The following is a 24,063-nucleotide window of genomic DNA, read 5'->3' as shown; positions in this document are numbered from 1 at the left end:
CTGACGGTGCTTATGGGGGTCTTCCTCATCGCCGTCGCCGCGTGGCTCGCGCGGGTCGAAGACTGGCGGTCGTACACTCCGCTCGCGGGCGGAGGCACGGTCGGTGGTACCGCAGAGCAGTACGTCTCGGAGGAGAAACCATCCGGGGTCATCCGTTGGTTGACGACGGTCGACCACAAGGACATCGGGATGCTCTACGGCGCATACGCGCTCGTCGCGTTCGCCGTGGGGGGTCTCATGGTCGTCCTGATGCGGATTGAACTGGCGGACCCGTCGATGACGCTTATCTCGAACACGTTCTACAACTCGTTGCTCACAAGCCACGGGATTACGATGCTGTTCCTGTTCGGGACGCCCATCATCGCCGCGTTCTCGAACTACTTTATCCCGCTTCTCATCGGCGCGGACGACATGGCGTTCCCGCGTATCAACGCCATCGCGTTCTGGCTCCTGCCGCCGGCGGCGCTGCTCATCTGGGCCGGGTTCTTCCCCATCCCGGACGTCATCCCGGCGCAGACGGCCTGGACGATGTACACGCCGCTTTCCGCCGGTGTCGGCTCCGGCAACCAGATGAACGCCGGCGTCGACCTGATGCTCCTCGGCCTGCACCTCTCGGGTGTCTCGGCCACGATGGGTGCGATCAACTTCATCGCGACCATCTTCACGGAGCGTAACGAGAAGGTCTCGTGGGCGAACCTCGACATCTTCTCGTGGACGATTCTGACCCAGTCGGGTCTCATCCTCTTCGCGTTCCCGCTTCTCGGCAGCGCCATCGTGATGCTGCTTCTCGACCGGAACTTCGGCACGATGTTCTTCTCGGTCGACGGCGGCGCGATTCTCTGGCAGCACCTGTTTTGGTTCTTCGGCCACCCCGAAGTGTACATCCTCGTGTTGCCCCCGATGGGCATCGTGAGCCTCGTGCTCCCGCGCTTCGCGGGCCGTCGGCTCTTCGGGTTCAAGTTCGTCGTCTACTCCACGCTCGCCATCGGCGTCCTCTCGTTCGGCGTCTGGGCGCACCACATGTTCGCGACGGGTATCGACCCCCGGCTTCGCGCCTCGTTCATGGCCGTCTCGCTGGCCATCGCGATACCGAGCGCGGTCAAGACGTTCAACTGGATCACGACGATGTGGAACGGGAAGATTCGCCTCACGACGCCGATGCTGTTCTGTATCGGCTTCGTCTCGAACTTCATCATCGGCGGCGTGACGGGTGTCTTCCTCGCGTCGATTCCGGTGGACCTCGTGCTCCACGACACCTACTACGTCGTCGGACACTTCCACTACATCGTCATGGGTGCCATCGCCTTCGCCGGCTTCGCCGGGCTCTACTACTGGTTCCCCATCTACACCGGCCGGATGTACCAGGTCACGCTCGGTAAGTGGCACTTCTGGCTCTCGATGGTCGGGACGAACCTGACGTTCTTCGCGATGATTCTGCTCGGCTACGGTGGCATGCCGCGTCGCTACGCGACCTACCTACCGCAGTTCGCGACGCTCCACCAGGTCGCCACGGTCGGCGCGCTCATCCTGCTCGTCGGCCAGATCATCTTCGTCTGGAACTTCGTCCAGTCGTGGCTCGAAGGCCGCGAAGTCCAGGACGGCGACCCGTGGGACCTCGCCGACGACGACCTGGTCACCGCCGAGTGGACTTGGTTCGAGCGCAAACTGGAGACGGCCGTCACCGACGGCGGCGAAGACGAGACCGAACTCGCCACCGACGGCGGGCAGACGGTCGACGACACAGACGCGGACGCGGAATCCGCTGACGACGCGTAATCGACGCCGCTCGCCGGCGTCTCGGCTTCATTTTTCGGACGCTGTTTTTCGAGAGCGAACGCGCCCGACGCCGACTGTCCGTGCGTCCGCGCTCGCCGTAACTGCCGGTTCCGCTCGCTCGCGACGTTCACGAACCCGTCAGCGCCGCCGCTCGCGGGCGACGGTGGTCACGACTTGAGAGAAGCGGTCGCTCTCGGCGGCGGCGACGCGGAAAAGCGGCGGGACCTCAGACGACGAGGAGGACGCCCGTCGCGAACATCAGTATCGCGATGGCCCCGAGCACGAGTCCGAGGATATCGGTATCCGACATAGCTCACCCTTAGCGCGTGCGGCAAAAGGTGCATCGGTACGCGGACGCGGGCGACGCCGACGCGGCGAACGGAAACCCCTAACAGCGTCCGCCCCCCAACGTGAGCCGTGAGTTCGAACGTCGGCGGTCACCGCTTCGTCCTCGGATTGTACGCCGCCCTCGTCGCCGTCGCCGGGGTCGCGGGCTACCTCACGGGCACGTTCGTCTCGGGCCTCAGCGCGCCTCGGTTCCTCTTTCTGGTGCCGTTTCCACCCACGCCCGTCGGCTTCGCGGCCTACGGCGCGCTGACCATCGCGCTCGTCCTCGGCGTCCCGCTCGCGCTCGTCGTCTACGTCTCGGCCGGACTCGACGACGCGACCTAATTTAGCACGAACGTTCAGCACAAATACTAAGACCGGCGACTGGGACGTGGTAGTATGTATCACGTGGTAATCGGTGTCGATGACGACGCGGAACACGCGCTCGCGTGCGTCGAAGAGGTCGCGAAACTCCCCGGCGAACCCGACGAGAAGGAGGTCACGCTCGTCCACAGTTTCACCGACAACCCCAGCGGGGCGTCGGCGACGCAGATTCACTCGGTCCGGGAGGCCGGCGAGTTCCTCGAAGACCGCGGTATCGACTACGACGTCAACGAGTCGTCGGGCGACCCCGCGGAGGTCATCATCGAGTTCGCCGACGAGGAGGACGCGGACCTCATCGTCACCGCCGGGCGGAAGCGCTCGCCCGCGGGCAAGGCGCTGTTCGGAAGCGTCACGCAGACGGTGATTCTGAACTCCGACCGCCCCGTCATGGTGACGGGGTCGACGAAGCGGAAAAGCTAGTAGACTCGGTCGAGGACGGCCGCGACCTCATCTGGGGTCTGGCGGCCGGACGCTCGTTCTCGCAGTTCTCCATCGCGGACACACAGGAGCGTCGGCGCCGCGTCGACCTCGAAGCGCCGACAGAACTCGTCGGCCGCCTCGCCGTCGACGCCCGCGGCCGCGACCCCGTCTGGGACGCGGTCGAGGATGGCGTCGAGGTCGTCTTTCATCGCGTCGCAGGGGTCACAGAAGCGTCGCCACACGAGGACGACGGCGTCCGGATGCGCGTCGAGGTACGATTCGAAGGAGTCGTCGTCGAGTTCGTCGAGCGCGCTCGGCACCGGCGACGACGAGGTCATCTCGACGAGCAGGCCCGCCATGACCAACAGCGAGTCCTGTTCGACCGGCACGTCGAGGAACGACTTGGCCGCAAGATACGCGACCACGTCGGCTCTGGTGACGCCGAACTCGTCGAGTCGCGCCTCGACGTTTTCGGGTGCGACGCCGAAGAGGTCCGAGACGGTCTGGTGGAACTCCTCGGTCGAGACCGCGCCGTAGATGTCGTGGTAGACGGCAAGCGTCTTCTCGAACTCCTCCGTGGTCGAAAGCGTCCCGTCCGGCGCTTCGTCGACCGCGCCGGCTTCGATGAGCGTTTCGAGCGCCGTCTCGGGGTCGGCGTCGATATCGGTCGCGGCCATCGTCAGACCCCCAGATACCGCTCGCGGGTCTCGGCGTCATCGCGGAGTTCCTCCGCGGTCCCGTCGAAGACGATGCCCCCTTGGTCGATGACGTACGCGCGGTCGGCGAGTTTGATGGCCGCCGCGGCGTTCTGCTCGACGAGGAGGATGGTCGTGCCCGCCTCGCTGATGCGTTCGACCGCGTCCTCCACGTCCTCGATAATCTTCGGCGCGAGCCCCTCGTAGGGCTCGTCGAGGAGCAACAGGTCCGTGTTCTGCTTCAGGGCGCGCGCGATGGCGAGCATCTGCTGTTCGCCGCCCGAAAGCGTCCCCGCGCGCTGGTCTCGCCGCTCGTCCAGTCGGGGGAACTGGTCGTAGACCTCCTCGGTCGACATCCCCTTGTGGCCGAACGACAGCGACCGGCCCCACGTGTTCGACTTGTTGTTGACGACCTCCGCGAGGTGGAGGTTCTCGGCGACCGAGAGGTTCGGGAAGATGCGTCGCTCCTCGGGCACCAGCGAGATGCCCCGGACCGAGACGTCTTCGGCGGGGACGCCGGTGATGTCGTCGTCCTTGAACCGGATGTTGCCCTCCCGCACGTCCGGCGGCGTCGCGCCGGCGATACAGCGAAGCGTGGTGGTCTTGCCCGCGCCGTTGCGGCCGAGGAGCGCGCATATCTCGCCCTCCTCGACGCTCATCGAGAGGTTGCGGATGATGTGGCTCTCGCCGTAGTAGGCGTCGATGGCGTCGATTTCGAGGAGGCTCATAGCTCGACACCTCCGAGGTACGCCTCTTGGACGGCTTCGTTGCCCCGAATCTCGTCGGGGGTCCCCTCGGCGATGATGCCGCCGCGGCTGAGGACGACGATGCGGTCTGAGATGCTGAAGACGATTTCCATGTCGTGTTCGACGAGGACGAACGTGAGGCCGTGGTCGCGTTTGACCTGCTCGATGAGTTCGACCGTCGACTTCGTCTCTTCCGGAGACATGCCGGCGGTCGGTTCGTCCATGAGGAGCAGGTCGGGGTCGCTCGCGAGTGCGATACCGATTTCGAGGCGGCGCTTGTCGCCGTAGGGCAGGTCGGTGGCGACGGTGTCCGCGCGGTCCAACAGGCCGACCGAGTCGAGCGTGTCGCGGGCGACGCCGTGGACGTCGCTGAGACTGTCGCGGTGTTTCAGGAACTCGAACCCGAACGCGCCGCGTTCAGACGCCAGCGCCGCGATTTCGGCGTTCTCCCGGACGGTGAGGTCGGGGAAGATGGAGGCGGTCTGGAACGACTTCGAGACGCCGCGTTGGACCACCTGATGCGGTTCGAGGCCGACGATGGACTCGCCTTTGAAGCGGATGTCGCCGCTCGTCGGGTCGAGTCGCCGCGTGATGAGGTTGATGAGCGTGGACTTCCCCGCGCCGTTCGGTCCGATGATGGAGACGCGTTCGTCCTCCTCGACGGTGAGGTTCACGTCGTCGGTCGCGACGAGGCCGCCGAACTCCTTGACGAGGTTCTCCGTTTCGAGGAGCGTCATCAGCGACCACCTCCCTTGGAGCGCGAACGGAGTCGCTCCGCGGCCTTCGAGCCGAATTCGACCGCGAGTTCGCGGAGTCGGTTCAGGATACCCCACAGGCCGTCGGGGACGACCCAGACGACCACGACGAAGACGAGCCCCAACAGCAGGTGCCAGTAGAACCCGAAGTCCCTGATGAGCACGATGTCCGTGAAGGGAATCGTCAGCGCCTGGATGGTGCTGACGATGTTCTCGATGTAGAGGTAGAGCCCCACGCCGAGGACCGGCCCGAACATCGAGCCCGCGCCGCCGAGGACGGTCATGACGACGATGTCGCCCGACTCCGTCCAGAACAGCGACTGGAGGGGGACGTACGCCCCGTGGATGGTAAAGAGGCTCCCGGCGATGCCGGCGAACGCGCCCGAGATGATGAACGCCATGAGCTTGTAGCGCCAGACGTTGAGGCCGACGAACTCGGCGCGCTGTTCGTTCTCGCGGATGGCGCGGAACACCATCCCGTACGGGGAGTTGAGGATGCGGTAGGCGACCGCGACCGCGCCGACGAAGAAGACGCCGACGAAGGCGTACAGCCAGGTTCCGAGGAGCATCCCGCCGACGGACGGGATGTCGGATTCGAGGTGGATGACGCCGAGGAAACTGCCGACCTCGACGCCGGTCAGGCCGTTTTCGCCGTTGGTCAGGAACGCCAGCGGCGACGCGGCCATGTAGTAGAACATCTGAGCGAACGCCAGCGTCAGGATGGAGAAGTAGATGCCGCCGCGGCGAAGCGACAGGAAGCCGAGCACCCACGCGAGGAGCACGGCGAACAGCGTCCCCGAGACGACCATCACGATGGGGTCGCCGCTGACGTTCTTGGCGACGATGCCCGCGGCGTACGCCGCACCGCCCCAGAAGGCCGCGTGGCCGAACGAGAGCAGTCCGGTGTAGCCGAGCAGCAGGTCGAAGCCGATAGCGAAGATGCCCCAGATGAGGATGAGCGTCGCGAGGCTCTGGTACCCCTGGAGGATTCCCGAGACGACCGGCGCGCGGGCGAAGAGGTACGGGAACACCGCGACGAGGATGGCCGTGATACCGACGACCGTCCCCTCGCGGCCGCGGAGTTTCTCCCAGCGACCGAACAGACTACCGCCGACGAGCGCGTCCTTCGCGCTCGGGTTGGCGTCCTTCTCGCTCATGGCGTCACCTCCTCGTCACCGAGCAGGCCCTGCGGCCGCGTCAGGAGGACGATGGCCGCGATGGCGTACAGCCCGACCTGCGACCACGCGGGCGCGAAGGCGACGAGCGCGGCGGTCGTGAGACCGAAGACGATGCCGCCGACGACAGCGCCGGCGATGCTGCCGACCCCGCCGATGACGACCGTCAGGAACGCCGGGACGAGGATGTTCGTCCCGATGGTCGGGTTGACGACGTTCAGGGGGCCGCCGACGACGCCCGCCACCCCGGCGAGCGCCGCGCCGATGCCGAAGACGACGATGTACGGGCGGGTGATTTTGATGCCGAGGAGTCGGACCATCTCGGCGTCACGGGTGCCGGCGCGGACGACGAGGCCGAAGTCGGTGTACTCGACGAGCAGGTACACCAGCGCCACGAGGACGGCCGTGATGCCGATGACCCAGAGCCGCCACTGCGGGAAGTTGCCGACGATGGGAAGGGCGACCGGGCCGGAGACGGGCAGGCCGGCGAACGAGCCGAACGAGAGGATTCGCTCGGGCTGTTCGAACGGCAGGCTGTTGCTGCCGAACAGGACGCGGAACAGTTCCTGAACGACGATTGCGAGGCCGAACGTGACGAGAATCTGGTCGGTGTCGGGGCGGTCGTAGAACGCCCGCGCGAGGTACCGCTCCATCAACAGGCCGACCCCGAAGACGAAAAGCGGGACGAAAATCAGGGCGGCGAAGAAGCCGATGTCGAGCCCGAAACTCGAAAAGCCCCACTCGGCGAGCTTCCCGTTCGAGAGCGGGACGTTCAGCGCGACGAACAGCCCCGCGTACGTGCCGATGAGATACAGCGCACCGTGCGCGAAGTTGACGAACTTGAGCGTGCCGAGGATGATGGAGAGACCGACCGCCAAGAGGACGTAGATTGCCCCCTGCTGGAGGCCGTTGAGCAGGATGACGAGTACGTCCGACAGGAGGCTCATCGCTCGTCACCTCTGGGCCGGGCGTTCGGCGCGTGAACTACCATGGGTATGCTAATCTTACTCATTTACGTGTGCGTGGTTGTCTGCGATTAACTTTCATTAAGATAACGGTGGGACGAGTGTCTACTCGTAGGACCCGAGTTCACACTCGGCCGCTGGCCCGGCGTCGCACGCGTAGCCGAGGTCGTCGCGGCTGGTGATGTTGACGATGTTGAAGTACGTCCCCTCGCTCTGCTCGGAGGCGGGAAGGCCCTGCACGACCGGCACGTCGCGCTGTGCCTGGTGGTCGCACCCGCGCATCGTCTCCGCGCCCATGCCGATGTTGTCGTACTCGTAGTCTTCGAGCTGTCTGATGACCTCCGGCGGGTAGAACGTCCCCGCGCGCTCGACGGCGGCGGCGTACTGGAGCGTCTGGGCGTACGCCAACTGAGCGGGGCCCGAGGGCGTCCGGTCGTACTCGTCTCGGAACGCCTGCGTGAACTCCTGCGACGGCGTGTTGTCTATCTGGGAGTCCCACGCGACGGTGCCGTAGATGCCCTCTATCGCGCCGCCGGCCGCCTCCGCCATCGGGCGGTTGTACAGCGGAACGATGATTTCCATCTCCTCGTCGATGCCGGCGTCGATGGCCTGCTGCATGGAGTTCGCGCCGTCGAGGCCGTAGTGGTTCAAGATGAGCACGTCCGCGCCCGAACTCTGCGCCCCCGAGAGGTACGTCGAGTAGTCGGAGGTCCCGAGCGGGGTCGCGACGGACTCCACCTGTTCCCAGCCGGCGACGTCGGTCATGAACTGCTCCATCGACGCCTGCTGGGTCTGGCCCCAACTGTAGTCGGCGTAGAGCTGGTAGAACTGCAGGTCCTCGCCGTAGGCGTCGCGGACGACCGGTGCGAGCGCCTGTCCGGTCATGTACGCGTTGAACATCTCTCGGAAGGAATAGCGGACGCAGTCGGTCCCGGTGGTGTCGTTCGAGTGCGTCAGACAGCACATGAACATGACCTTCTCGTTTTGACACAGCCCCTGCACCGCGATGGCGACCGCCGAGGACGACCCGCCCGAAATCATGATGGCGTCGTCCCGCTGAATCATCCCCGACGCGGACTGCCGCGCTTGGTCCGCGTCCGTGGCCGTGTCGCCGTCCACGTGGTCGATGGTATAGCCGAGGACGCCGTCCCCGGAGAGGTCGTCGAACTGCGAGTCGACCCAGCCGCCGCCCTCGTTGAGGTGCTTCACCGCGAGTTCGTAGGCACGAAGCTCGTCTTCACCCTCCGAGGCGTACGGCCCCGACTGCGGGACGTTGAATCCGAACGTGGCCGTGTCGCCCTCGATGGGATAGTTGCCCAGCGCCGGATACTCGTCGTCTCCGCCGCCACCACCTCCGCCGCCGCTGTCGTCGCCGCCGCCGGTGCACCCCGCCAGCCCTGCCAAGCCAGCGGTCCCAACAGCACCAGTCGCCTTCAGCACGTCTCGTCGATTTAGAGACTTGTTATCCCGTGCCATAGACAAATCGGTGGATACATCGTTAATAATAGTTATGTATAGATTCCCTATTATCTGTATTATCAATCATTATGTAAATACGCTGTCTACACCATAATATAAGGTTCTCGTCGGGAACGAGTTCCAACCGACGCTCGAAACGAGTCCCCCGCGTGGCGGGACGTGTCACCGACACAAAATACACGCCGGGGTCGGACTGGCCCGCCGCGTCCGTTCGACCTGTTCGGACGTCGCCGCCGACGAGCCGGCCGCGCGCTTCGTCTCGTCGCGAAGCGTGACGCCCCGCTCTCCCCCACGTCGGCGGCCGCGTGAGCGGGTCGAACAGTCGGTTCACAACTATCAGAATACTAGATATATATCCCCGGATTCGGCAGTTTCAACGCGGATTCCACCGGGCGACAATCATCGTTAAGTTCCCCGCTTTCTGAATGTCCGATTTATAACTAACCAGACAAAGCGCAAATAACGATTCAGCCACACACGTGGCAGCCACTATGACAGACGACACGAACGACGGATTCAAACCGACAAGGCGCTCCGTACTCCGACTCGGTGCGATGTCGGCGCTCGGCATCGGTATCGGTATCCCCGCGGTTTCCGGCTCCGTGGCCGCGACTATCGATTGTCCCAAGACGCCCGGCTACTGGGCGAACCACCCAGAAACATGGCCCGACGAAAACCTGACAATCGCGGGTAAAGAGAGATCGAACGAATACTGGCGGGGGATTCTACTCGACCCGCCGAAGGGAGACAAGGCGAAGATAATGCTGAAGCACTACATTGCCACCGTCCTCAACCTTCGGACGCTCGAATCGGGGTGCACCAGCGCGGAAATCAAGTATGGCTACTACGAGGGCTACACCATCGAGCAAGTCAAGAATATGGCCGGTAAGTGGCTCAGACACACTTCATCATGGCAGAACGGTAGAAAGCAGACGAGATGGTACGTCAAAGTCGACCGCGAGATGGTCGACGGCGAGAAGCTCAAAGACACCCTCGACGCGTTCAACAACAACCCGGCCTCACTCGGCCTCGACTGCGGCTGCGACGACCGCTGAACCGCGCACGCCCTCCAAACGAGACCCCTCAGCCGCGGTTAAGTCCCTGCTACCCGCAGAAACGCGGGCTTAACGCGGTCGTTCCTATCCTTCCCCGACCATCCGCCCTTCGTCTTCCCACTCCCGCTCGCGCAGTTCGTACTTCTGAATCTTCCCGGTCGCCGTCTTCGGGAGTTCGGCGACGAACTCGATTTCCTTCGGCACCTTGTACGTCGCGATGCGCTCCCGACAGAACTCGATGAGCGCCTCGGCGGTGACCCCCGGCGCGTCGGGGTCGCCGCTCGTCGGCACGACGAACGCCTTCGGCGACTCGCCCCATTCATCGGACGGAACGGGGATGACCGCCACGTCGGCGACCTCGCCGTGGTCGAACAGCGTGTCTTCCAGTTCGATGCTGGAGATGTTCTCGCCGCCGGAGATGATGATGTCCTTCTTGCGGTCCTGGATGCTGATGAAGCCGTTCTCGTCGACGACCGCGAGGTCGCCCATGTGGTAGTAGCCCTCCAACCGCGCCGAGAAAGCCTCCTCAGTCTCCTCGGGTTTGTTCCAGTACTTCTCCATCACCTGGTTGCCCGCGACGACGATTTCGCCGATGGTTTGGTCGTCTCTCGGCACGTCGGTTCCGTCCTCGTCGACGACGCGAACGTCGGTGCCGAGGTAGCCGATGCCCTGTTTCTTCTTCACGCCGAAGCGGTCGTCGCCGTCACTCAGGTAGCGTCCGGCCTCCGAGGTCGTGATGAGCGGGCCGGTCTCGGTGGCCCCGTAGACGTGCATGAGCCGCCAGCCGAACTTGTCTTCGACGGTCCGAATCGTCGCCTCCGGCGGGGCCGCACCGGCGGTCGCCGCCCGGACGGGGCTCGCACCTGTCGTCTCGACGCCGCCCTCCTCGCGGTAGTGTTTCATCAGGATGTTCAGCACCGTCGGCGCGGCGCAGAGATACGACACGTCCTCGTCGCGGATGGCGTCCAACACGGCTTTCGCCTCCACCCCGCGGGTGCAGACGTGTTTCGCGCCGTGGCCGGTAATCGCGTAGATGTGACCCCAGCCGTTGACGTGGAACATCGGAAGCGTCCAGAGATACACGTCGTCGTCCGCGATGTCCTGGTGCATCGAGATGAGATAGGCGTGAATCGTCTCGGCGCGATGGGTGCGGCAGACGCCCTTCGGGTCGCCGGTCGTCCCCGACGTGTAGTTGATAGTGATGATGTCGTCTTCGTCCATCTCGGGGCGCTCGTAGTCGGTCGATTCCGCGACCAGTTCGTCGAAGTCGAGCCACTCCCCGTCGGTCGATTCGGCGGCCCTCTCGGGGTCGTTCGTGACGAAAATCTCCGTCGGAATCTCGTCGCGGACCTCGTCTATCTTCTCGGCGAAGGCGTAGTCGGCGTAGATGGCGGTCACGTCCGCGTCGTTCAGCATGTACTCGAAGTCGGCCGGGACGAGCCGGTAGTTCAGCGGCATGTGGACGGCCCCCAACTGCATCGACCCGTAGGCGGCTTCGAGGTGGTAGTGCGTGTTGGGGTCGAGCACCGCGACCCGGTCGCCCTTCTCGACGCCCCGGGACTGGAGCGCCGCCGAGAAACCGTCGGCGCGCTCGCCGAGTTCGTCGTAGGTAAAGCGCTCACCCGTCGTCGCCACGACCGCCTCCTCGTCCCCGTAGTACCGCCGCGCGCGGTCGAGGAACTCCGTCACCAGGAGTGGTTTCTTCATACGCCGTATCCTTCACTAACGTTCAAAATAAATGTGCGGGCTGATACCGCGGCGCGCATCGTTGAGAACAATTCGCACACCGAGAGACAATATCCCACGACTCGGGCCGCGAGAGACTATATTACTACACAAACTATGCAGGAAAATACCATATTCGTGGAGTTCGTACCGCGCGTATGGCGCTTTCAGACTACACCGGACGCTCGCCGACGGGGCGGGACGAGACCATCGTCCGCGTCGTCCCCCATCGGCTGTGGCGGCCGGGCGACGAGCGAATCGAACCGTGTACCTACAGCGGCGAGCAGATTCGGCTCTCCGAGAAGCACCTCCTCGCCGTGGTCGAACGAGACGGCGTCCGCGAGCGACGCTACTTCCGCGACGAGCAGTCGCTGTCGGCGTGGATGGAAGAGAATCCGCGATAAAAGCGGAAGCGGGCCGACGGCGGCGGAAGCGGGAGTTACTCGTTTTCGACCTGCCGCTGAATCGACTCGACGATTTCGGGGTTCCGAAGCGTCGTCGTGTCGCCGAGTTCCTCGCCGTTCGCGATTTCTTCGAGGAGCCGACGCATAATCTTGCCAGACCGCGTCTTCGGCAGTTCCGGCGTGAACACGACCATCTCGGGGCGAGCGATTGGGCCGATTGCGTCCTCGACGCCCTCGATGATGCGCGCTCGCATGTCGTCGTCTTCGTCCTGTCCCTCCTCGGTGATGACGTAGGCGTAGACGGCCTCGCCTTTCACCTCGTGGTTCCCGCCGACGACGGCGGCCTCAGCGACGCCCTCGACGCCGACGATGGCAGACTCGATTTCCATCGTCCCGAGGCGGTGACCGGAGACGTTGATGACGTCGTCCACCCGTCCGAGGATGGTGATGTAGTCGTCGCCGTCGATTTTCGCGCCGTCCTCGGGGAAGTAGACCCAGTCGTCGGGGTCGTTACTGTCCACGTCGGAGTACTCCTGCCAGTACTCCTGGATGAAGCGCTCGTCGTTCTTGTAGAGCGTCCGGAGCATGCCGGGCCACGGCTTGTTCACCGTGAGGTAGCCCGCCCGTCCGGCGTCGACCCGTTTCCCGCTCGTGTCGACGATTTGGGCGTCGATACCCGGCAGCGGCGGCCCGGCGGACCCGGGTTTCATCTTCTTGATTCCCGGTAAGGTCGTTATCATCATGCCGCCGGTCTCGGTCTGCCACCACGTGTCCACGACCGGACACTCCTCGTTGCCGATGTGCTTGTAGTACCACTTCCACGCGCGCGGGTTGATTGGTTCGCCCACGGTGCCGAGCAGGCGGAGGCTCGACAGGTCGTGCTGTTCGGGGAATCGGCTACCCCACTTCATGAACGCGCGAATCGCCGTCGGGGCCGTGTAGAAGATATCGACCGCGTACTTCTCGATGATATCCCACAGGCGGTCGCGGTTCGGGAAGTCGGGCGTCCCCTCGTACATCACCGTCGTCGTCCCGAGCGCCATCGGGCCGTAGACGATGTAGGAGTGGCCCGTAATCCAGCCGATGTCGGCCGAACACCAGTAGGTGTCTTCCTTCTCGATGTCGAGGACGGCGTGAGAGGTCCACGCGGCGTACGCGAGGTAGCCGCCGGTGGTGTGTTTGACGCCCTTCGGCTGGCCCGTCGTACCCGAGGTGTACATCAGGAACAGCATGTCCTCGGCGTCGCGCTCGACGGGGTCGATGCGCTCGCCCGCGTGCTCGTCGAGGAGGTCGTCCCAGTCGTGCTGGTTACCCTTCAGGTCGTGGCCGAAGCCGTCGTCGCCGAGGCGGTCGACGACGACCGTGGCATCGACGCCGTGGTCGACGCCGTCGAGGCCCTCGTTGGCCTTGTCGAGGTGGTCGAGGGGGTCGCCGCGGCGGTAGTAACCGTCGCAGGTGACGAGGAACCGGGAGTCGGCGGAGTTCATCCGCGTCGCCAGCGCGTCGGCGGAGAAGCCGCCGAAGACGACCGAGTGCGGCGCGCCGATGCGGGCGCACGCGAGCATGGCGATTGGCAGTTCGGGAATCATCGGCATGTAGAGCGTGACCACGTCGTCCTCCTCGACGCCGAGGTCGCGCAGCGCCGCCGCGAACTCGTTCACCTCGCGATACAGGTCCTGATAGGTGTACGTCCGCGTCTCGCCGTGTTCACCCTCCCACTTGATGGCGACGCGGTTCTTGTCCCCGTTTTCGACGTGGCGGTCCACGCAGTTGTACGAGACGTTGAGTTTGCCACCCGTGAACCACTTATAGAACGGCGGGTTCGAGTCGTCCAGCACCTCGTCGTACTCTTCGTCCCAGTCGAGCATCTCGGCGGCCCGCTCCCAACACTCGGGCCAGTTCTCCTCGAACTCGTCGTAGACGGCCGGGTCGGAGACGTTCGCTTGCGCGACGAACTCCTCGGAGGGTTCGAACTCCTCTTGCTCGACCAGCCGTGCCTCCAGTTCGGTGTCACCGTCTGCCATAGTACGTGCTAACTACACCAATCCTCCATGATAAATCTATGTAGTCAAGCAGTCCGATCGGGGACTCTCGTCGCGGGTAGTCGCGGTGACGTCGGTCGGTTACGCGTGTCACCGTCGCACACACCAGTCAGCGAAACTTCATGTCAGCCCCGACGTTTCGGGCGGAGTCACCGCGTCGGCGACCACTCACATCACGCCGATGGTCTCGCGGTAGGTGCCGTACTCCTCGGCGAACACGTCCATGATTTCGCCCATCGTGACGTACTCCTTGACGGCGTCGACGAGCACCGGCATGACGTTCCCGCCGTTTCGGACCGTCTCGCGGAGGTCGTCGAGGGCGGCCTCGATCGCGTCGTCGTCGCGGTCTTCCTTGACGGATTCGAGACGCGCGAGCTGTCGGTCCTGCACCTCGTCTTCGACGTGGAGCAGGTCGGGCCGGGTGTCGTCGTCGGTGTCGTACTTGTTGACGCCGACGACGACCTCCTCGCCGTCTTCGACCCGAGACTGGTACTCGTAGGACGCCTCGCCTATCTCGCGGTGGTAGTAGCCCTCGTCGATACCGGCGAGGACGCCGTCGCGGACGGAGCCGTCGCCCATCTCCCGAATCTCCTCGATGTAGGCCATCGCCTCGGCCTCGATTTCGTCGGTCAGCGTCTCCACGAAGAAGCTCCCGCCGAGAGGGTCGATGACGTCGGCCGCGCCCGACTCCTCGGCGATTATCTGCTGGGTGCGGAGCGCGACGGTGACGGCCTCCTCCGAGGGGAGCGCCAGCGCCTCGTCGAAACTGTTCGTGTGGAGCGACTGCGTGCCGCCGAGGACGCCCGCGAGCGCCTGAATCGTCACGCGGACGACGTTGTTGAGCGGCTGTTGGGCCGTCAGCGACTGTCCCGCGGTCTGGGTGTGGAACTTCAACTGCTTCGAGCGCTCGTCGTCGGCGTCGTACCACTCCGACATCACGTCGTGGTAGATGCGGCGGGCGGCGCGGAACTTCGCCACCTCCTCGAAGATGGAGTTGTGGGAGTTGAAGAAAAACGACAGCTGGGGGGCGAACTCGTCCACGTCGAGGCCGCGGTCCACCGCGTCTTCGACGTAGGCGAAACCGTCGGCGAGGGTAAAGGCGAGTTCCTGTACCGCCGTCGACCCGGCCTCGCGGATGTGGTAGCCCGACACCGAGATAGGCCGGATGCGCGGGGTCTCCTCGGCGGCGAACTCGACCGTGTCGGTGACGAGTTTGAGCGACGGTTCCGGCGGGATGACCCACTCCTTCTGCGCGATGAACTCCTTGAGCATGTCGTTCTGGAAGGTGCCGCCGATTCGGTCGCGGGAGACGCCGCGGTTGTCCGCGAGCGCGACGTACATGGCGAAGACGACCGGCGCGGAGGGGTTGATGGTGAAGGAGGTCGTCACCTCGCCGATGTCGATGCCGTCGAACAGCACCTCCATGTCGCGGAGGGTGTCGACCGCGACGCCCTCCTTTCCGACCTCGCCGTCCGAAAGCGGGTCGTCGGAGTCCTTGCCCATGAGCGAGGGCATGTCGAACGCCGTCGAGAGCCCGGTCTGGCCGTTCTCGATGAGGTAGTGGAAGCGCTCGTTGGTCTCGCTCGCCGTGCCGAAGCCGGCGAACTGCCGCATGGTCCACGTCCGCCCGCGGTACATCGTGGGGTACACCCCGCGCGTGTACGGGGACTCGCCGGGGAAGCCGAGGTCCGACTCGTAGTCGAGGTCGGCCACGTCGTCGGGCGTGTAGAGGTCGTCTACCTCGTGGTTAGAGACGGTGGCGAACCGGTCTTTGCGCTCGCCGCCCTTCTCCAAGAAGGGGTCGCGGGTCTCCGATTCCCACTCGTCGCGCGCCTCGCGAATGGACGCCAAATCCTCCTCGTCGTACATGCACGTGAATCAGTATGGACGATGATTAAGGATTCGGGTCGAAGTCGGCCACTCGGTCGGTTCGACCCCGGCCGCGAGGCTTCGACGCACAGACCATCGCGCATATCATCCCCGGCCCACCTAGCCCTCGCCATGCACGACCGCGCGACAGACACGGGGCATCCCGACGCGGCGGCTCAGTCCGCCGTCGTCCCCGCATCCGTCGGAGTCGGGCGCTGACCGATGGCGCTCGTCACGCCCGAGACGACCCGCTGGGTCGCCGCCGCGACGGCGCTCGTCTTCGTCCTCGCCAGCGTCTCCTTCGTCGTCCCCGCCTCCGGGTCCGTCTCGCCGGTTCCCTTCGACGACACGGTCAAGACCGGCGGGACCTCCGTCGACGTTCGCACGGCCGAAGTCGAGGGGTTCGAGGTCCCGCTCGCGCAGGTCCACTTCTCTCGGTACCGCTACATCATCGGCTACTACGGCGTGACCACGGCCGCTGCGGACGTGTCCACCGCCGAGAGCGCCCGCCAGTTCGGCGACCCGCTCGCGGTGTTCGTCACCGACTACGCGACCGTCTCGCCTACCCTCGACGACGACGGCTACCTCCGAACCGAACACAACCGCAACCCCGGCTGGACGAAGGCGTCCGAGGCGTCGTTCGTCGTGGACTCCGGCGCGCGAGTCCCCTCCGGCCCGATTGCCGTCCCGTTTTCCGACGCCGACGCGGCCCGCTCGTTCGCGGACGCCCACGGCGGCGAGGTCGTCGATTGGGCGACGCTCCGCGACCGCGCCGGCGACCCGCTTTCGTCCCGCCTCGCCGCCTTCGAGTCGTCGGTCGCCGCCCACCACGAGTGGGCGAACCAGACCACCGTTGCGAGTGATGCGCTGTTCGACAGGCCCGTCTCGACCGTCGTCGGCGAGGACGCGCCGACCGTCGAAGCCGCCGTCGCGTCGGCCCCCGCGAACACGACCGTCTACGTCCCCGCGGGCACCTACTCGGTCGACGCTGTCGAACTGAACCGCTCGGTGACGCTCCTCGGTGCGGGAAGCGACACGCGACTCGTCGGCGACGGAAACGGGAGCGTCGTCCACCTCCGCGCCGACCAGAGCGCGGTCGGGAACCTCTCCGTCTCCGGCGTCGGCGAGGTGGGGACTCGCCGGGTCCGCGCCAGCAACGAGTCCGTCGACTGGGACACCCGCGTCGAACTCGCCTACGGCCGCGGCGACGCCGGTATCGTCCTCGACGGCGCGAACGAGTCGGCGGTCCGCGGCGTCGAAATCGATACGCCCGCGAGCGGTATCATCGCCCGCGAGAGCGCCGACGGCGTCATCGACGGCGTGACGGTCCGCGGGGCCGACGAGCCCTCCGACGGCTTCATGGGGGTCGTCCTCATCGGCGAGCGGTCGGTCGTACAGGACTCGACGTTCCTCGGCGGCCGCGACGGCGTCTACACCCACCGCGCCGACGGGAGCGTCATCCGCGACAACCACATGGAAGACGGCCGCTACGGCGTCCACCAGATGTACACCTCGGACGCGCTCGTCGCCGACAACGTCGTCCGCGGGGACCGCATCGGCGTCGTCCTCATGACGCGGCCCGTCGGCAATCTCGTGGTCGGAAACGACGTGCGCGAGTCCGACTTCGGGTTCATGCCCGCCGGGAGCGACACCTACGTCGCTGACAACGTCTTCGCCGGCAACGACTACGGGATGGACGTGAGCGGCGACCGGCAGGTGTACGTCGGAAACGTCGTCGCCGGAAACGGCGTCGGCGTCCGCGGGAGTTCGACGTTCCCGACGAACGTCGTCGTCCGAAACGACATCGTCGGCAACGACGTGCGCGTCGAGTCGTCGCTCGGCCCGATGCGAACGTGGACCGTCGGCGGCGAGGGCAACTACTGGGGCGACCTGCCGCTCGAAGACGCGAATCGCGACGGCGTCTACGACCGGGCGTACCAGCCCTCCGGGGTGGTCGACGCCGAACTCGGCCGCGAACCCGGCGCGCTCGCGCTCTCGGAGTCGCCCGCGGTGCGCGCGCTCCGTCGCGCCCGCGACGCGGTGTCCGGCCTCCGCGGGTCCGGCGTGGTCGACGCCGCGCCCCGGACCGAGCCAGTTCGACCGGAGACGCTCGCCGCCCTGAACGCGACGGAGGAGACTGATGACTGACGAACCCACCACGATGCCGAACCCCGAACCCGCGACGACCGCCGAGACGGATTCCGACGAATCGACGGGCGAAGCCGCCGTTCCCGCCTCGAACGGACCAGCTATCGCCGCGACCGACCTCAGCCACGCCTTCGGCGACGTACGCGTCCTCGACGGCGTCTCGCTGTCGGTCGCGCCCGGCGAAATCGTCGCGCTCGTCGGCCCCAACGGCTCGGGGAAGTCCACGCTCTTACGGTTTCTCGCGCGGGTCCGCGCGCCCGACGAGGGGACCGTCGCCGTCGGCTCCGAGAGCGGGCGCGCCCGCGTGGGCTATCTCCCCCAGCAACCCGGCTTCCGCGCCGGGTTCACCGCGGCCGACACGCTCGAATTCTACGCGCAGTTCGTGGACGAGGACGTGGACGTGGCCGGCGTGCTGGAGCGCGTCGGCCTCGCCGACGCCGCTGACCGCCGGGTTGACGCGCTCTCCGGCGGGATGACGCGCCTACTCGGCCTCGGGCGGGCGCTCGTCGGCGACCCGGCCGTGGTCGTCCTCGACGAGCCTGCCAGCGGCCTCGACCCCGGCATGGTCGAACGGCTGTTCGGCATCGTCTCCGCCCTCGCCGACGCGGGCGTCGCGGTCGTCCTCTCGTCGCACAACCTCGGCCCCGTGGAGCGGACCGCCGACCGGGTAGTCGTCCTCGACGGCGGGCGGTTCGTCGCCGACGGCGACCCGCGGGCGGTGGTCGAGTCGGTCGGCGCGACCGACCTCCAGACCGCCTTCGGCGACCTCGTGGCGACCGAGGAGGTGACGGGCAGATGAGCGGCAGCGACCTCGACGGCTTCGGCGACGTGTTCGCCATCGCGGCGCGCGAACTTCGGACGGTCGTCAGGACCCCCGCGGTCGTCGCGCTCTCGGTCGTCTTCGGGCTGACGGTCGTCGCGGTCGCGGCCGCGGGCTCCGGCGCGCGCGGTGGCTACGTCCCGCTGGTGCTGGATTTAGTCCCGTTCGTGGAGGCGCTCGTCCCGCTTCTCGCCGTCGCGCTCTGTTATCGGGCGGTGCTCTCGGACCGCAAATCGGGCGAACTCGACGTGCTCCGCACCTTCGACGTGTCCCGACCGGCCTACGTCGGCGGCGTCTACCTCGGCCGGGGACTCGCGCTCGTGTTCGTCGTCTTCGGGTCGCTCCTCGCCGCGGGGGCGACCGTCCCGGTGCTCTCGCCGCCGGACCCGACGTTCCTCGCGCTGAACGAGGCCGCCGACTCGCCGGTCGCGTTCCTCCGCTTTTCGGTCCTCGCGGTCCTGTTCGCCCTCGCGGTCGCGGCCGTCGCGCTCGCCGTCTCGGCCGCCGCGCGGACCGCCCGACAGGCAATCGCGCTCGCCGTCGGCCTGCTCGTCGCCTTCGTCGTCGGCGTCGACGCCGCCGCCGTCGCCGGACTGGCCTCGGAGACCCTTGGTATCGACGCGGTCCCGCTCGCGCTCGCGGTGAGTCCGAACGGCGCGTTTCGGTCGCTCGTCCTCGGCGTCGCCGTCGAGACCGGCGGGGGAGGGTCGCCGACCGCGGCGCTCGCGGGGCTCGTCGGCTGGGTCGTCGTCGCGCTCGCGGTCGCGGTGCTGACGGCGTGGCGACCGGTAGAATAGTGGTGTCCGGTGTTAGGCGGGCGAACGGGGCGAACGGGGCGAACGGGGCGCTCGAAGCGGTTACCCGAAGTTCTCGACCTTCGCAGCGTCGGCGTCGCCGCCGGCGGCCTCGACGGCGTCAGTCGCGCTGGCGACGAAGTCGGCGAAGCCGTAGACGAAGACCTGTTCGCCCTCGTCGCCGGTGAGGGCGTCGGAGACGGCGTCTGCGAGGTCGGATTCGTCGCCGGTGACGACGACGCTCGCGCCGTCGTCGCGGAGCGCGGAGAGCCGGTCTTCGTGCGCGGGCGCGTCGTCGAGATAGACCACGGCGGCCTCGTTGCCGTCGGCGACCGCGGCCTCGGCGATGCCGACCGCGGGGCCGACGCCGGGGCCGCCCGCGAGGACGACCACGCGCGACTCGCCGTCGTAGTAGCTCTGTCCGAACGGCCCGGAAATCTCGACGTCGTCGCCGGCCGCGAGCGAGTCGAGGTGCTGGCTGAACGGCCCTGCTTCCTCGGGGTCGATGCCGACGGTCACCTCGAAGGTGTCGCCGACGCCGGGCGACGAGAGCGTGTAGAACCGCGCGTACGACTCGCCGTCGACCTCGGCGGAGAGCTTGACGAACTGGCCCGGCTCCGCTTCGAAGCCGTCGGGCGTCTCGAACTCGATGGCGACCGTTCCGGGGCCGACGTCGCGGGCCGCGGCGACAGTGACGATTGCGTCCATGCGACCGGGTTGGTCGCAGGCTCACAAGGGCCTTGCCTTCCCGGTCGCGCGCGCCGGAGACCGGGGTGAACCGTGCCGAGTGTGCACATAGTGTGAACCGGAGATAATTGCCACGAGAGGGCAAAACACACCACAACTGAACGTTTGAACTATTCTAACCCCTCAATTCGCATATTGGTTGGGTACTTCGTTCGTTTTAGGGAGCTATAGAACATATCTATCAAATTCTCATTTATTATCAGTACCATCGTTTAACACCAATTTTCAGAAGGCTTTTGACCCGGCTATGGGTAGATTTCACCCAGCATGCCTGCGGACTTCAACTGGGCCATCGGCGGCGAGGCTGGCGATGGCATAGACTCCACGGGGAAGATTTTCGCTCAGGCACTCTCCCGGGCTGGACGCCACGTGTTCACCTCTAAGGATTTCGCTTCGCGAATCCGGGGCGGATACACCGCGTACAAGGTTCGGACTGCCATCGACCCCGTGCAGAGCGTCGTCGACCGACTCGACGTGCTCATCGCGCTCACACAACGAACAATCGACGAGAACCTCGACGAACTGCACGAGGGCTCCGTCATCATCTACGACGGCGACCGCTCCACCATGGCGGACGTCGAAATCCCCGAGGGAATGGTCGGGCTGGACATCCCCCTCAAGGCGCTCGCCGAGGAGGCGGGCGGCGCTATCATGCGCAACGTCGTCGCGCTCGGCGCGGCGTGCGCCGTCGCCGACTTCCCCATCGAGAACCTCGACAGCGCGCTGCAGAAGCGCTTCGGCGGGAAGGGCGAGGCCATCGTCGAGAACAACAAGAAGGCGGCTCGCGCGGGCCTCGAATACGTCCACGACGAGTACGACCACGAGTTCGACTACGACCTCGAGACGACCGACGAGGACTACGTGCTCATCAACGGCGACCAGGCCATCGGCATGGGCGCCATCGCCGCCGGCTGTCGCTTCTACGCCGGCTACCCCATCACGCCCGCGACTGACGTGATGGAGTACCTCACCGGCCGCATCGAACGCTACGGCGGTCACGTCGTGCAAGCGGAAGACGAACTCGCAGCCATCAACCTCGCGCTCGGTGCGGCACGCGCCGGCGCGCGGTCGATGACCGCGACGTCCGGGCCGGGTATCGACCTGATGACCGAGACGTTCGGTCTCGTCGCGACCTCCGAGACGCCGCTCGTCATCGTCGACGTGATGCGCTCGGGTCCCTCGACTGGGATGCCGACCAAGCAGGAACAGGGCGACCTCAACATGATGCTGTACGGCGGCCACGGCGAGATTCCGCGCTTCGTCGTCGCGCCGACGAGCATCGACGAGTGCTTCTGGAAGACCGTCGAAGCGTTCAACTTCGCCGAGAAGTACCAGGTTCCGGTGTACGTCGCGGCCGACCTCGCGATGGCGGTCACGGAACAGACGTTCTCCCCCGAGACGTTCGACATGGACGAAGTCGAAATCGACCGCGGCAAGGTCGTCGACGACGACTCCATCGACGAGTGGCTCGACGAGGAAGGTCGCTTCCAGCCGCACGCGCTCACCGACGACGGCGTCAGCCCGCGCGCGTTCCCCGGTACGGAACAGGGCGCGCACATGTCGACGGGTCTCGAACACGACGAACTCGGTCGGCGGACCGAAGACCGGTCGATGCGCGTCGAGCAGGTCGACAAGCGCGACCGGAAGGTCGAGACCGCAAAGGAGACCGAGGACTTCTCGCCGCGCGAGTTCGGTGACGCCGACTCGGACACGCTCATCCTCTCGTGGGGCTCCAACGAGGGCGCGCTCGTCGAGGCGCTCGACTTCCTCGAAGAGGACGGCATCGACGTGCGCTTCCTGTCGGTCCCGTACATGTTCCCGCGTCCGGACCTCACCGAGGAAATCGAGGCGGCCGACGAGGTCATCGTCGTCGAGTGTAACGCGACGGGGCAGTTCGCCAACGTCGTCGAGCACGACACATTGACCCGTGTCAAGCGCATTAACAAATACGACGGCGTCCGCTTCAAGGCGGACGAACTCGCAGACGAAATCAAAGCCACCCTCGACGCAGAGGAGGTCTCAGCATGAGCTCAAACGTCCGTTTCACCGACTTCAAGTCAGACAAACAACCGACCTGGTGTCCCGGCTGTGGGGACTTCGGGACGATGAACGGCATCATGAAAGCCCTCGCCAACTCCGGCACCGACCCCGACAACACGTTCATGGTCGCCGGTATCGGCTGTTCCGGCAAAATCGGGACGTACATGCACTCGTACGCCATCCACGGCGTCCACGGGCGCTCGCTCCCGGTCGCCGCCGGCGTCAAGCTGGCGAACCCCGACCTGACCGTCGTCGCCGCCGGCGGCGACGGTGACGGCTACTCCATCGGTGCGGGCCACTTCATCCACGCCGTCCGCCGCAACGTGGACATGGCGTACACCGTCATGGACAACCGCATCTACGGTCTCACGAAGGGGCAGGCCTCGCCGACCTCGCGAGAGGACTTCGAGACCTCGACGACCCCCGAGGGTCCGCAGCAGCCCCCGGTCAACCCGCTCGCGCTGTCGCTCGCGGCCGGCGGCACGTTCATCGCGCAGTCGTTCGCGACGGACCACAAGCGCCACGCGGAAATCGTTCAGGAAGCCATCGAACACGACGGCTTCGGCTTCGTGAACGTGTTCAGTCCCTGTGTCACGTTCAACGACGTGGACACCTACGACTACTTCCGCGACAACCTCGTGGACCTCGCCGACACCGACCACGACCCGACCGACTACGACGCGGCCAAAGAGAAGATTCTCGACTCGTCGAAGGAGTACGAGGGCGTCATCTACAAAGACGAAAGCTCCGTCTCCTACGAGGAGAAGTTCGGCGTCGACCAGGACATGTCTGACATCCCGTCGGGCGCGCCCGACGACGCGATGGACCTCGTCCGCGAGTTCTACTAACACCGCCGAACTCGCGTTCGACGCCGCGCCGACCGCTCACCGAACTTCGACCGTTCTTTCGACCGTCCCCGGATGCTCGACAGCGCCCGCGAGCGCCGCGACCGCCTCGGTCTCGTCCACGTCGGCCCCGTGGACCGCGAGGACGACCACCACGTCCCCGTCGTGTTCGACCGTCGCGAGGTGGAGTCTCACCTCGACCGTCCCGCCCTCGTAGGCGACCGTCTCGCCGTCGACGGCGGTCTCGCCGGCTTCGACCTCGACCGTGCCCGCGTAGGTGACGAGTTCCGTCTCCGAGCCGAGCATCGTCACGTTCCGCGTGCCGACCTCGCGGACGCCGTTGACCTCGGGGACGTTGCCGAGCGCCTGCGCGTCGGCCAGCACGTCGAGACCGGCCGCGACGAGTTCGCGGTTGCCGAGGTTCGAAAGCGGGTTGACCGACTGCCCGGCGACCTCGGCGTTCGGCGACGAAACGACCACGAGGGCCGTGATATCGTCGTCGTCGGTCGTCTTCGAGTACCCGGACACCCAGACCTCCGCGCCGACGGAGCGAGAGGCGGGCCCGACGCCCACGTCGTACGAAAGCGGGACGACGGTGCTGTTGCCGTGGACGTAGCCGTGTGCCTCGTAGGCCGACGCGGGAATCGTCGCGGGCTGGGCCGCGAACGTGGTCGAACCGCCGAGCCCGCCGAGGCAACCGGCGAGGGCGACGACGAGCGCGAGCGCGAGGGCTGTGCGTAGTTGAGGCATGCACTCTAGAGGCGCGCAGAGACCATGACAGTCTCGCCGCCGCGAAAAAGCGCTGAGTGACCGACCGAGTCGGACCGTCGCCGGGTCCCGCCGACGCGCTCG

Annotated in this window: 21 protein-coding genes; 10 read left to right on the top strand and 11 right to left on the bottom strand. The window is 66.1% G+C overall.

Going from position 1 to position 24,063, the window contains the following annotated elements; translation table 11 throughout:
- The first annotated feature begins 12 nt into the window (after positions 1–12).
- The 3 genes from AUR65_RS00770 (at position 13) to AUR65_RS00760 (ending at position 2,907) form a co-directional block, all read left to right on the top strand.
- Entirely contained in the window at positions 13–1,776 is a 1,764-nt protein-coding gene (locus AUR65_RS00770; protein WP_058565906.1) for a cbb3-type cytochrome c oxidase subunit I, read from the top strand.
- Between the two features lie 417 nt (positions 1,777–2,193).
- The gene (locus AUR65_RS00765) at positions 2,194–2,448 is read left to right on the top strand and encodes a DUF7520 family protein (protein ID WP_058565905.1); all 255 of its coding nucleotides are present in this window, start codon (positions 2,194–2,196) and stop codon (positions 2,446–2,448) included.
- A gap of 54 nt (positions 2,449–2,502) precedes the next feature.
- The gene (locus tag AUR65_RS00760) at positions 2,503–2,907 is read left to right on the top strand and encodes a universal stress protein (RefSeq protein ID WP_058565904.1); all 405 of its coding nucleotides are present in this window, start codon (positions 2,503–2,505) and stop codon (positions 2,905–2,907) included.
- On the opposite strand, the gene AUR65_RS00755 is transcribed toward AUR65_RS00760, so the two are convergent.
- The 6 genes from AUR65_RS00755 to AUR65_RS00730 all read right to left on the bottom strand — a co-directional run bounded on the left by AUR65_RS00755 (position 2,904) and on the right by AUR65_RS00730 (position 8,647).
- The gene (locus tag AUR65_RS00755; RefSeq protein ID WP_058565903.1) at positions 2,904–3,584 is read right to left on the bottom strand and encodes a thioredoxin family protein; all 681 of its coding nucleotides are present in this window, start codon (positions 3,582–3,584) and stop codon (positions 2,904–2,906) included. The two genes, AUR65_RS00760 and AUR65_RS00755, sit on opposite strands and share 4 nt — an antisense overlap.
- 2 nt (positions 3,585–3,586) lie before the next feature.
- Positions 3,587–4,330 carry an ABC transporter ATP-binding protein gene (locus AUR65_RS00750; RefSeq protein ID WP_058565902.1) on the bottom strand — a complete coding sequence of 248 codons (744 nt, stop codon included), beginning with the start codon at positions 4,328–4,330 and terminating at the stop codon, positions 3,587–3,589.
- On the bottom strand, positions 4,327–5,085 hold the full coding sequence (locus tag AUR65_RS00745) for an ABC transporter ATP-binding protein (RefSeq protein ID WP_058565901.1): 759 nt from the start codon (positions 5,083–5,085) through the stop codon (positions 4,327–4,329). Before AUR65_RS00745 ends, AUR65_RS00750 begins: the two co-directional genes overlap by 4 nt.
- The gene (locus tag AUR65_RS00740; RefSeq protein WP_058565900.1) at positions 5,085–6,260 is read right to left on the bottom strand and encodes a branched-chain amino acid ABC transporter permease; all 1,176 of its coding nucleotides are present in this window, start codon (positions 6,258–6,260) and stop codon (positions 5,085–5,087) included. The genes AUR65_RS00745 and AUR65_RS00740 overlap by 1 nt, the downstream gene beginning before the upstream one ends.
- Complete coding sequence (locus AUR65_RS00735; RefSeq protein ID WP_058565899.1) at positions 6,257–7,225, bottom strand: branched-chain amino acid ABC transporter permease; 969 nt, start codon at positions 7,223–7,225, stop codon at positions 6,257–6,259. Before AUR65_RS00735 ends, AUR65_RS00740 begins: the two co-directional genes overlap by 4 nt.
- Before the next feature lie 123 nt (positions 7,226–7,348).
- Positions 7,349–8,647 (bottom strand): substrate-binding protein, encoded by a 1,299-nt coding sequence (locus AUR65_RS00730; protein ID WP_233194305.1) that lies wholly within the window; start codon positions 8,645–8,647, stop codon positions 7,349–7,351.
- Between the two features lie 566 nt (positions 8,648–9,213).
- Here AUR65_RS00730 and AUR65_RS00725 point away from each other — a divergent pair.
- Positions 9,214–9,777 (top strand): hypothetical protein, encoded by a 564-nt coding sequence (locus AUR65_RS00725; RefSeq protein WP_058565898.1) that lies wholly within the window; start codon positions 9,214–9,216, stop codon positions 9,775–9,777.
- Positions 9,778–9,861: 84 nt separating this feature from the next.
- Here AUR65_RS00725 and AUR65_RS00720 read toward each other — a convergent pair whose 3' ends face one another.
- A complete protein-coding gene (locus AUR65_RS00720) occupies positions 9,862–11,484 on the bottom strand; it encodes a long-chain-fatty-acid--CoA ligase (RefSeq protein ID WP_058565897.1) in 1,623 nt (540 codons plus the stop codon).
- Between the two features lie 176 nt (positions 11,485–11,660).
- Between AUR65_RS00720 and AUR65_RS00715 the strand changes: the two genes are divergently transcribed.
- Entirely contained in the window at positions 11,661–11,906 is a 246-nt protein-coding gene (locus tag AUR65_RS00715) for a hypothetical protein (protein ID WP_058565896.1), read from the top strand.
- A gap of 35 nt (positions 11,907–11,941) precedes the next feature.
- Here the strand turns inward: AUR65_RS00715 and acs are convergent, their stop codons facing one another.
- Both acs and AUR65_RS00705 read right to left on the bottom strand, forming a co-directional pair.
- Positions 11,942–13,930 carry an acetate--CoA ligase gene (gene acs, locus AUR65_RS00710; protein ID WP_058565895.1) on the bottom strand — a complete coding sequence of 663 codons (1,989 nt, stop codon included), beginning with the start codon at positions 13,928–13,930 and terminating at the stop codon, positions 11,942–11,944.
- Between the two features lie 186 nt (positions 13,931–14,116).
- Positions 14,117–15,817: an acyl-CoA mutase large subunit family protein gene (locus AUR65_RS00705; RefSeq protein WP_058565894.1), complete on the bottom strand. Its 1,701-nt coding sequence runs from the start codon at positions 15,815–15,817 to the stop codon at positions 14,117–14,119.
- A 222-nt stretch (positions 15,818–16,039) separates the two neighbouring features.
- On the opposite strand from AUR65_RS00705, the gene AUR65_RS00700 reads away from it, so the two are divergent.
- From AUR65_RS00700 to AUR65_RS00690, 3 genes are read left to right on the top strand one after another with little or no spacing between them, the layout of a single operon-like run.
- Positions 16,040–17,965, top strand: coding sequence for a NosD domain-containing protein (locus tag AUR65_RS00700; RefSeq protein WP_058565893.1), 1,926 nt, complete (start codon positions 16,040–16,042; stop codon positions 17,963–17,965).
- Complete coding sequence (locus AUR65_RS00695) at positions 17,958–18,764, top strand: ABC transporter ATP-binding protein (protein WP_058565892.1); 807 nt, start codon at positions 17,958–17,960, stop codon at positions 18,762–18,764. The genes AUR65_RS00700 and AUR65_RS00695 overlap by 8 nt, the downstream gene beginning before the upstream one ends.
- On the top strand, positions 18,761–19,582 hold the full coding sequence (locus AUR65_RS00690; RefSeq protein ID WP_058565891.1) for an ABC transporter permease: 822 nt from the start codon (positions 18,761–18,763) through the stop codon (positions 19,580–19,582). The genes AUR65_RS00695 and AUR65_RS00690 overlap by 4 nt, the downstream gene beginning before the upstream one ends.
- Positions 19,583–19,642: 60 nt before the next feature.
- Here AUR65_RS00690 and AUR65_RS00685 read toward each other — a convergent pair whose 3' ends face one another.
- A complete protein-coding gene (locus AUR65_RS00685) occupies positions 19,643–20,287 on the bottom strand; it encodes an FAD-dependent oxidoreductase (protein ID WP_058565890.1) in 645 nt (214 codons plus the stop codon).
- Between the two features lie 306 nt (positions 20,288–20,593).
- Between AUR65_RS00685 and AUR65_RS00680 the strand changes: the two genes are divergently transcribed.
- Positions 20,594–22,354, top strand: coding sequence for a 2-oxoacid:acceptor oxidoreductase subunit alpha (locus AUR65_RS00680; RefSeq protein WP_008573371.1), 1,761 nt, complete (start codon positions 20,594–20,596; stop codon positions 22,352–22,354).
- Complete coding sequence (locus AUR65_RS00675; protein WP_058565889.1) at positions 22,351–23,214, top strand: 2-oxoacid:ferredoxin oxidoreductase subunit beta; 864 nt, start codon at positions 22,351–22,353, stop codon at positions 23,212–23,214. The genes AUR65_RS00680 and AUR65_RS00675 overlap by 4 nt, the downstream gene beginning before the upstream one ends.
- A 36-nt stretch (positions 23,215–23,250) precedes the next feature.
- Here the strand turns inward: AUR65_RS00675 and AUR65_RS00670 are convergent, their stop codons facing one another.
- Positions 23,251–23,961, bottom strand: coding sequence for a DUF6517 family protein (locus AUR65_RS00670; RefSeq protein ID WP_058565888.1), 711 nt, complete (start codon positions 23,959–23,961; stop codon positions 23,251–23,253).
- Positions 23,962–24,063: the final 102 nt, after the last annotated feature.

The organism is Haloferax marisrubri, from assembly GCF_001469875.2.
In the GTDB taxonomy this organism is placed as follows: Archaea; Halobacteriota; Halobacteria; order Halobacteriales; family Haloferacaceae; genus Haloferax; species Haloferax marisrubri.
The sequence above is the reverse complement of the archived record's forward strand: the minus strand, read 5'-3'. Positions and strand labels throughout refer to the sequence as shown.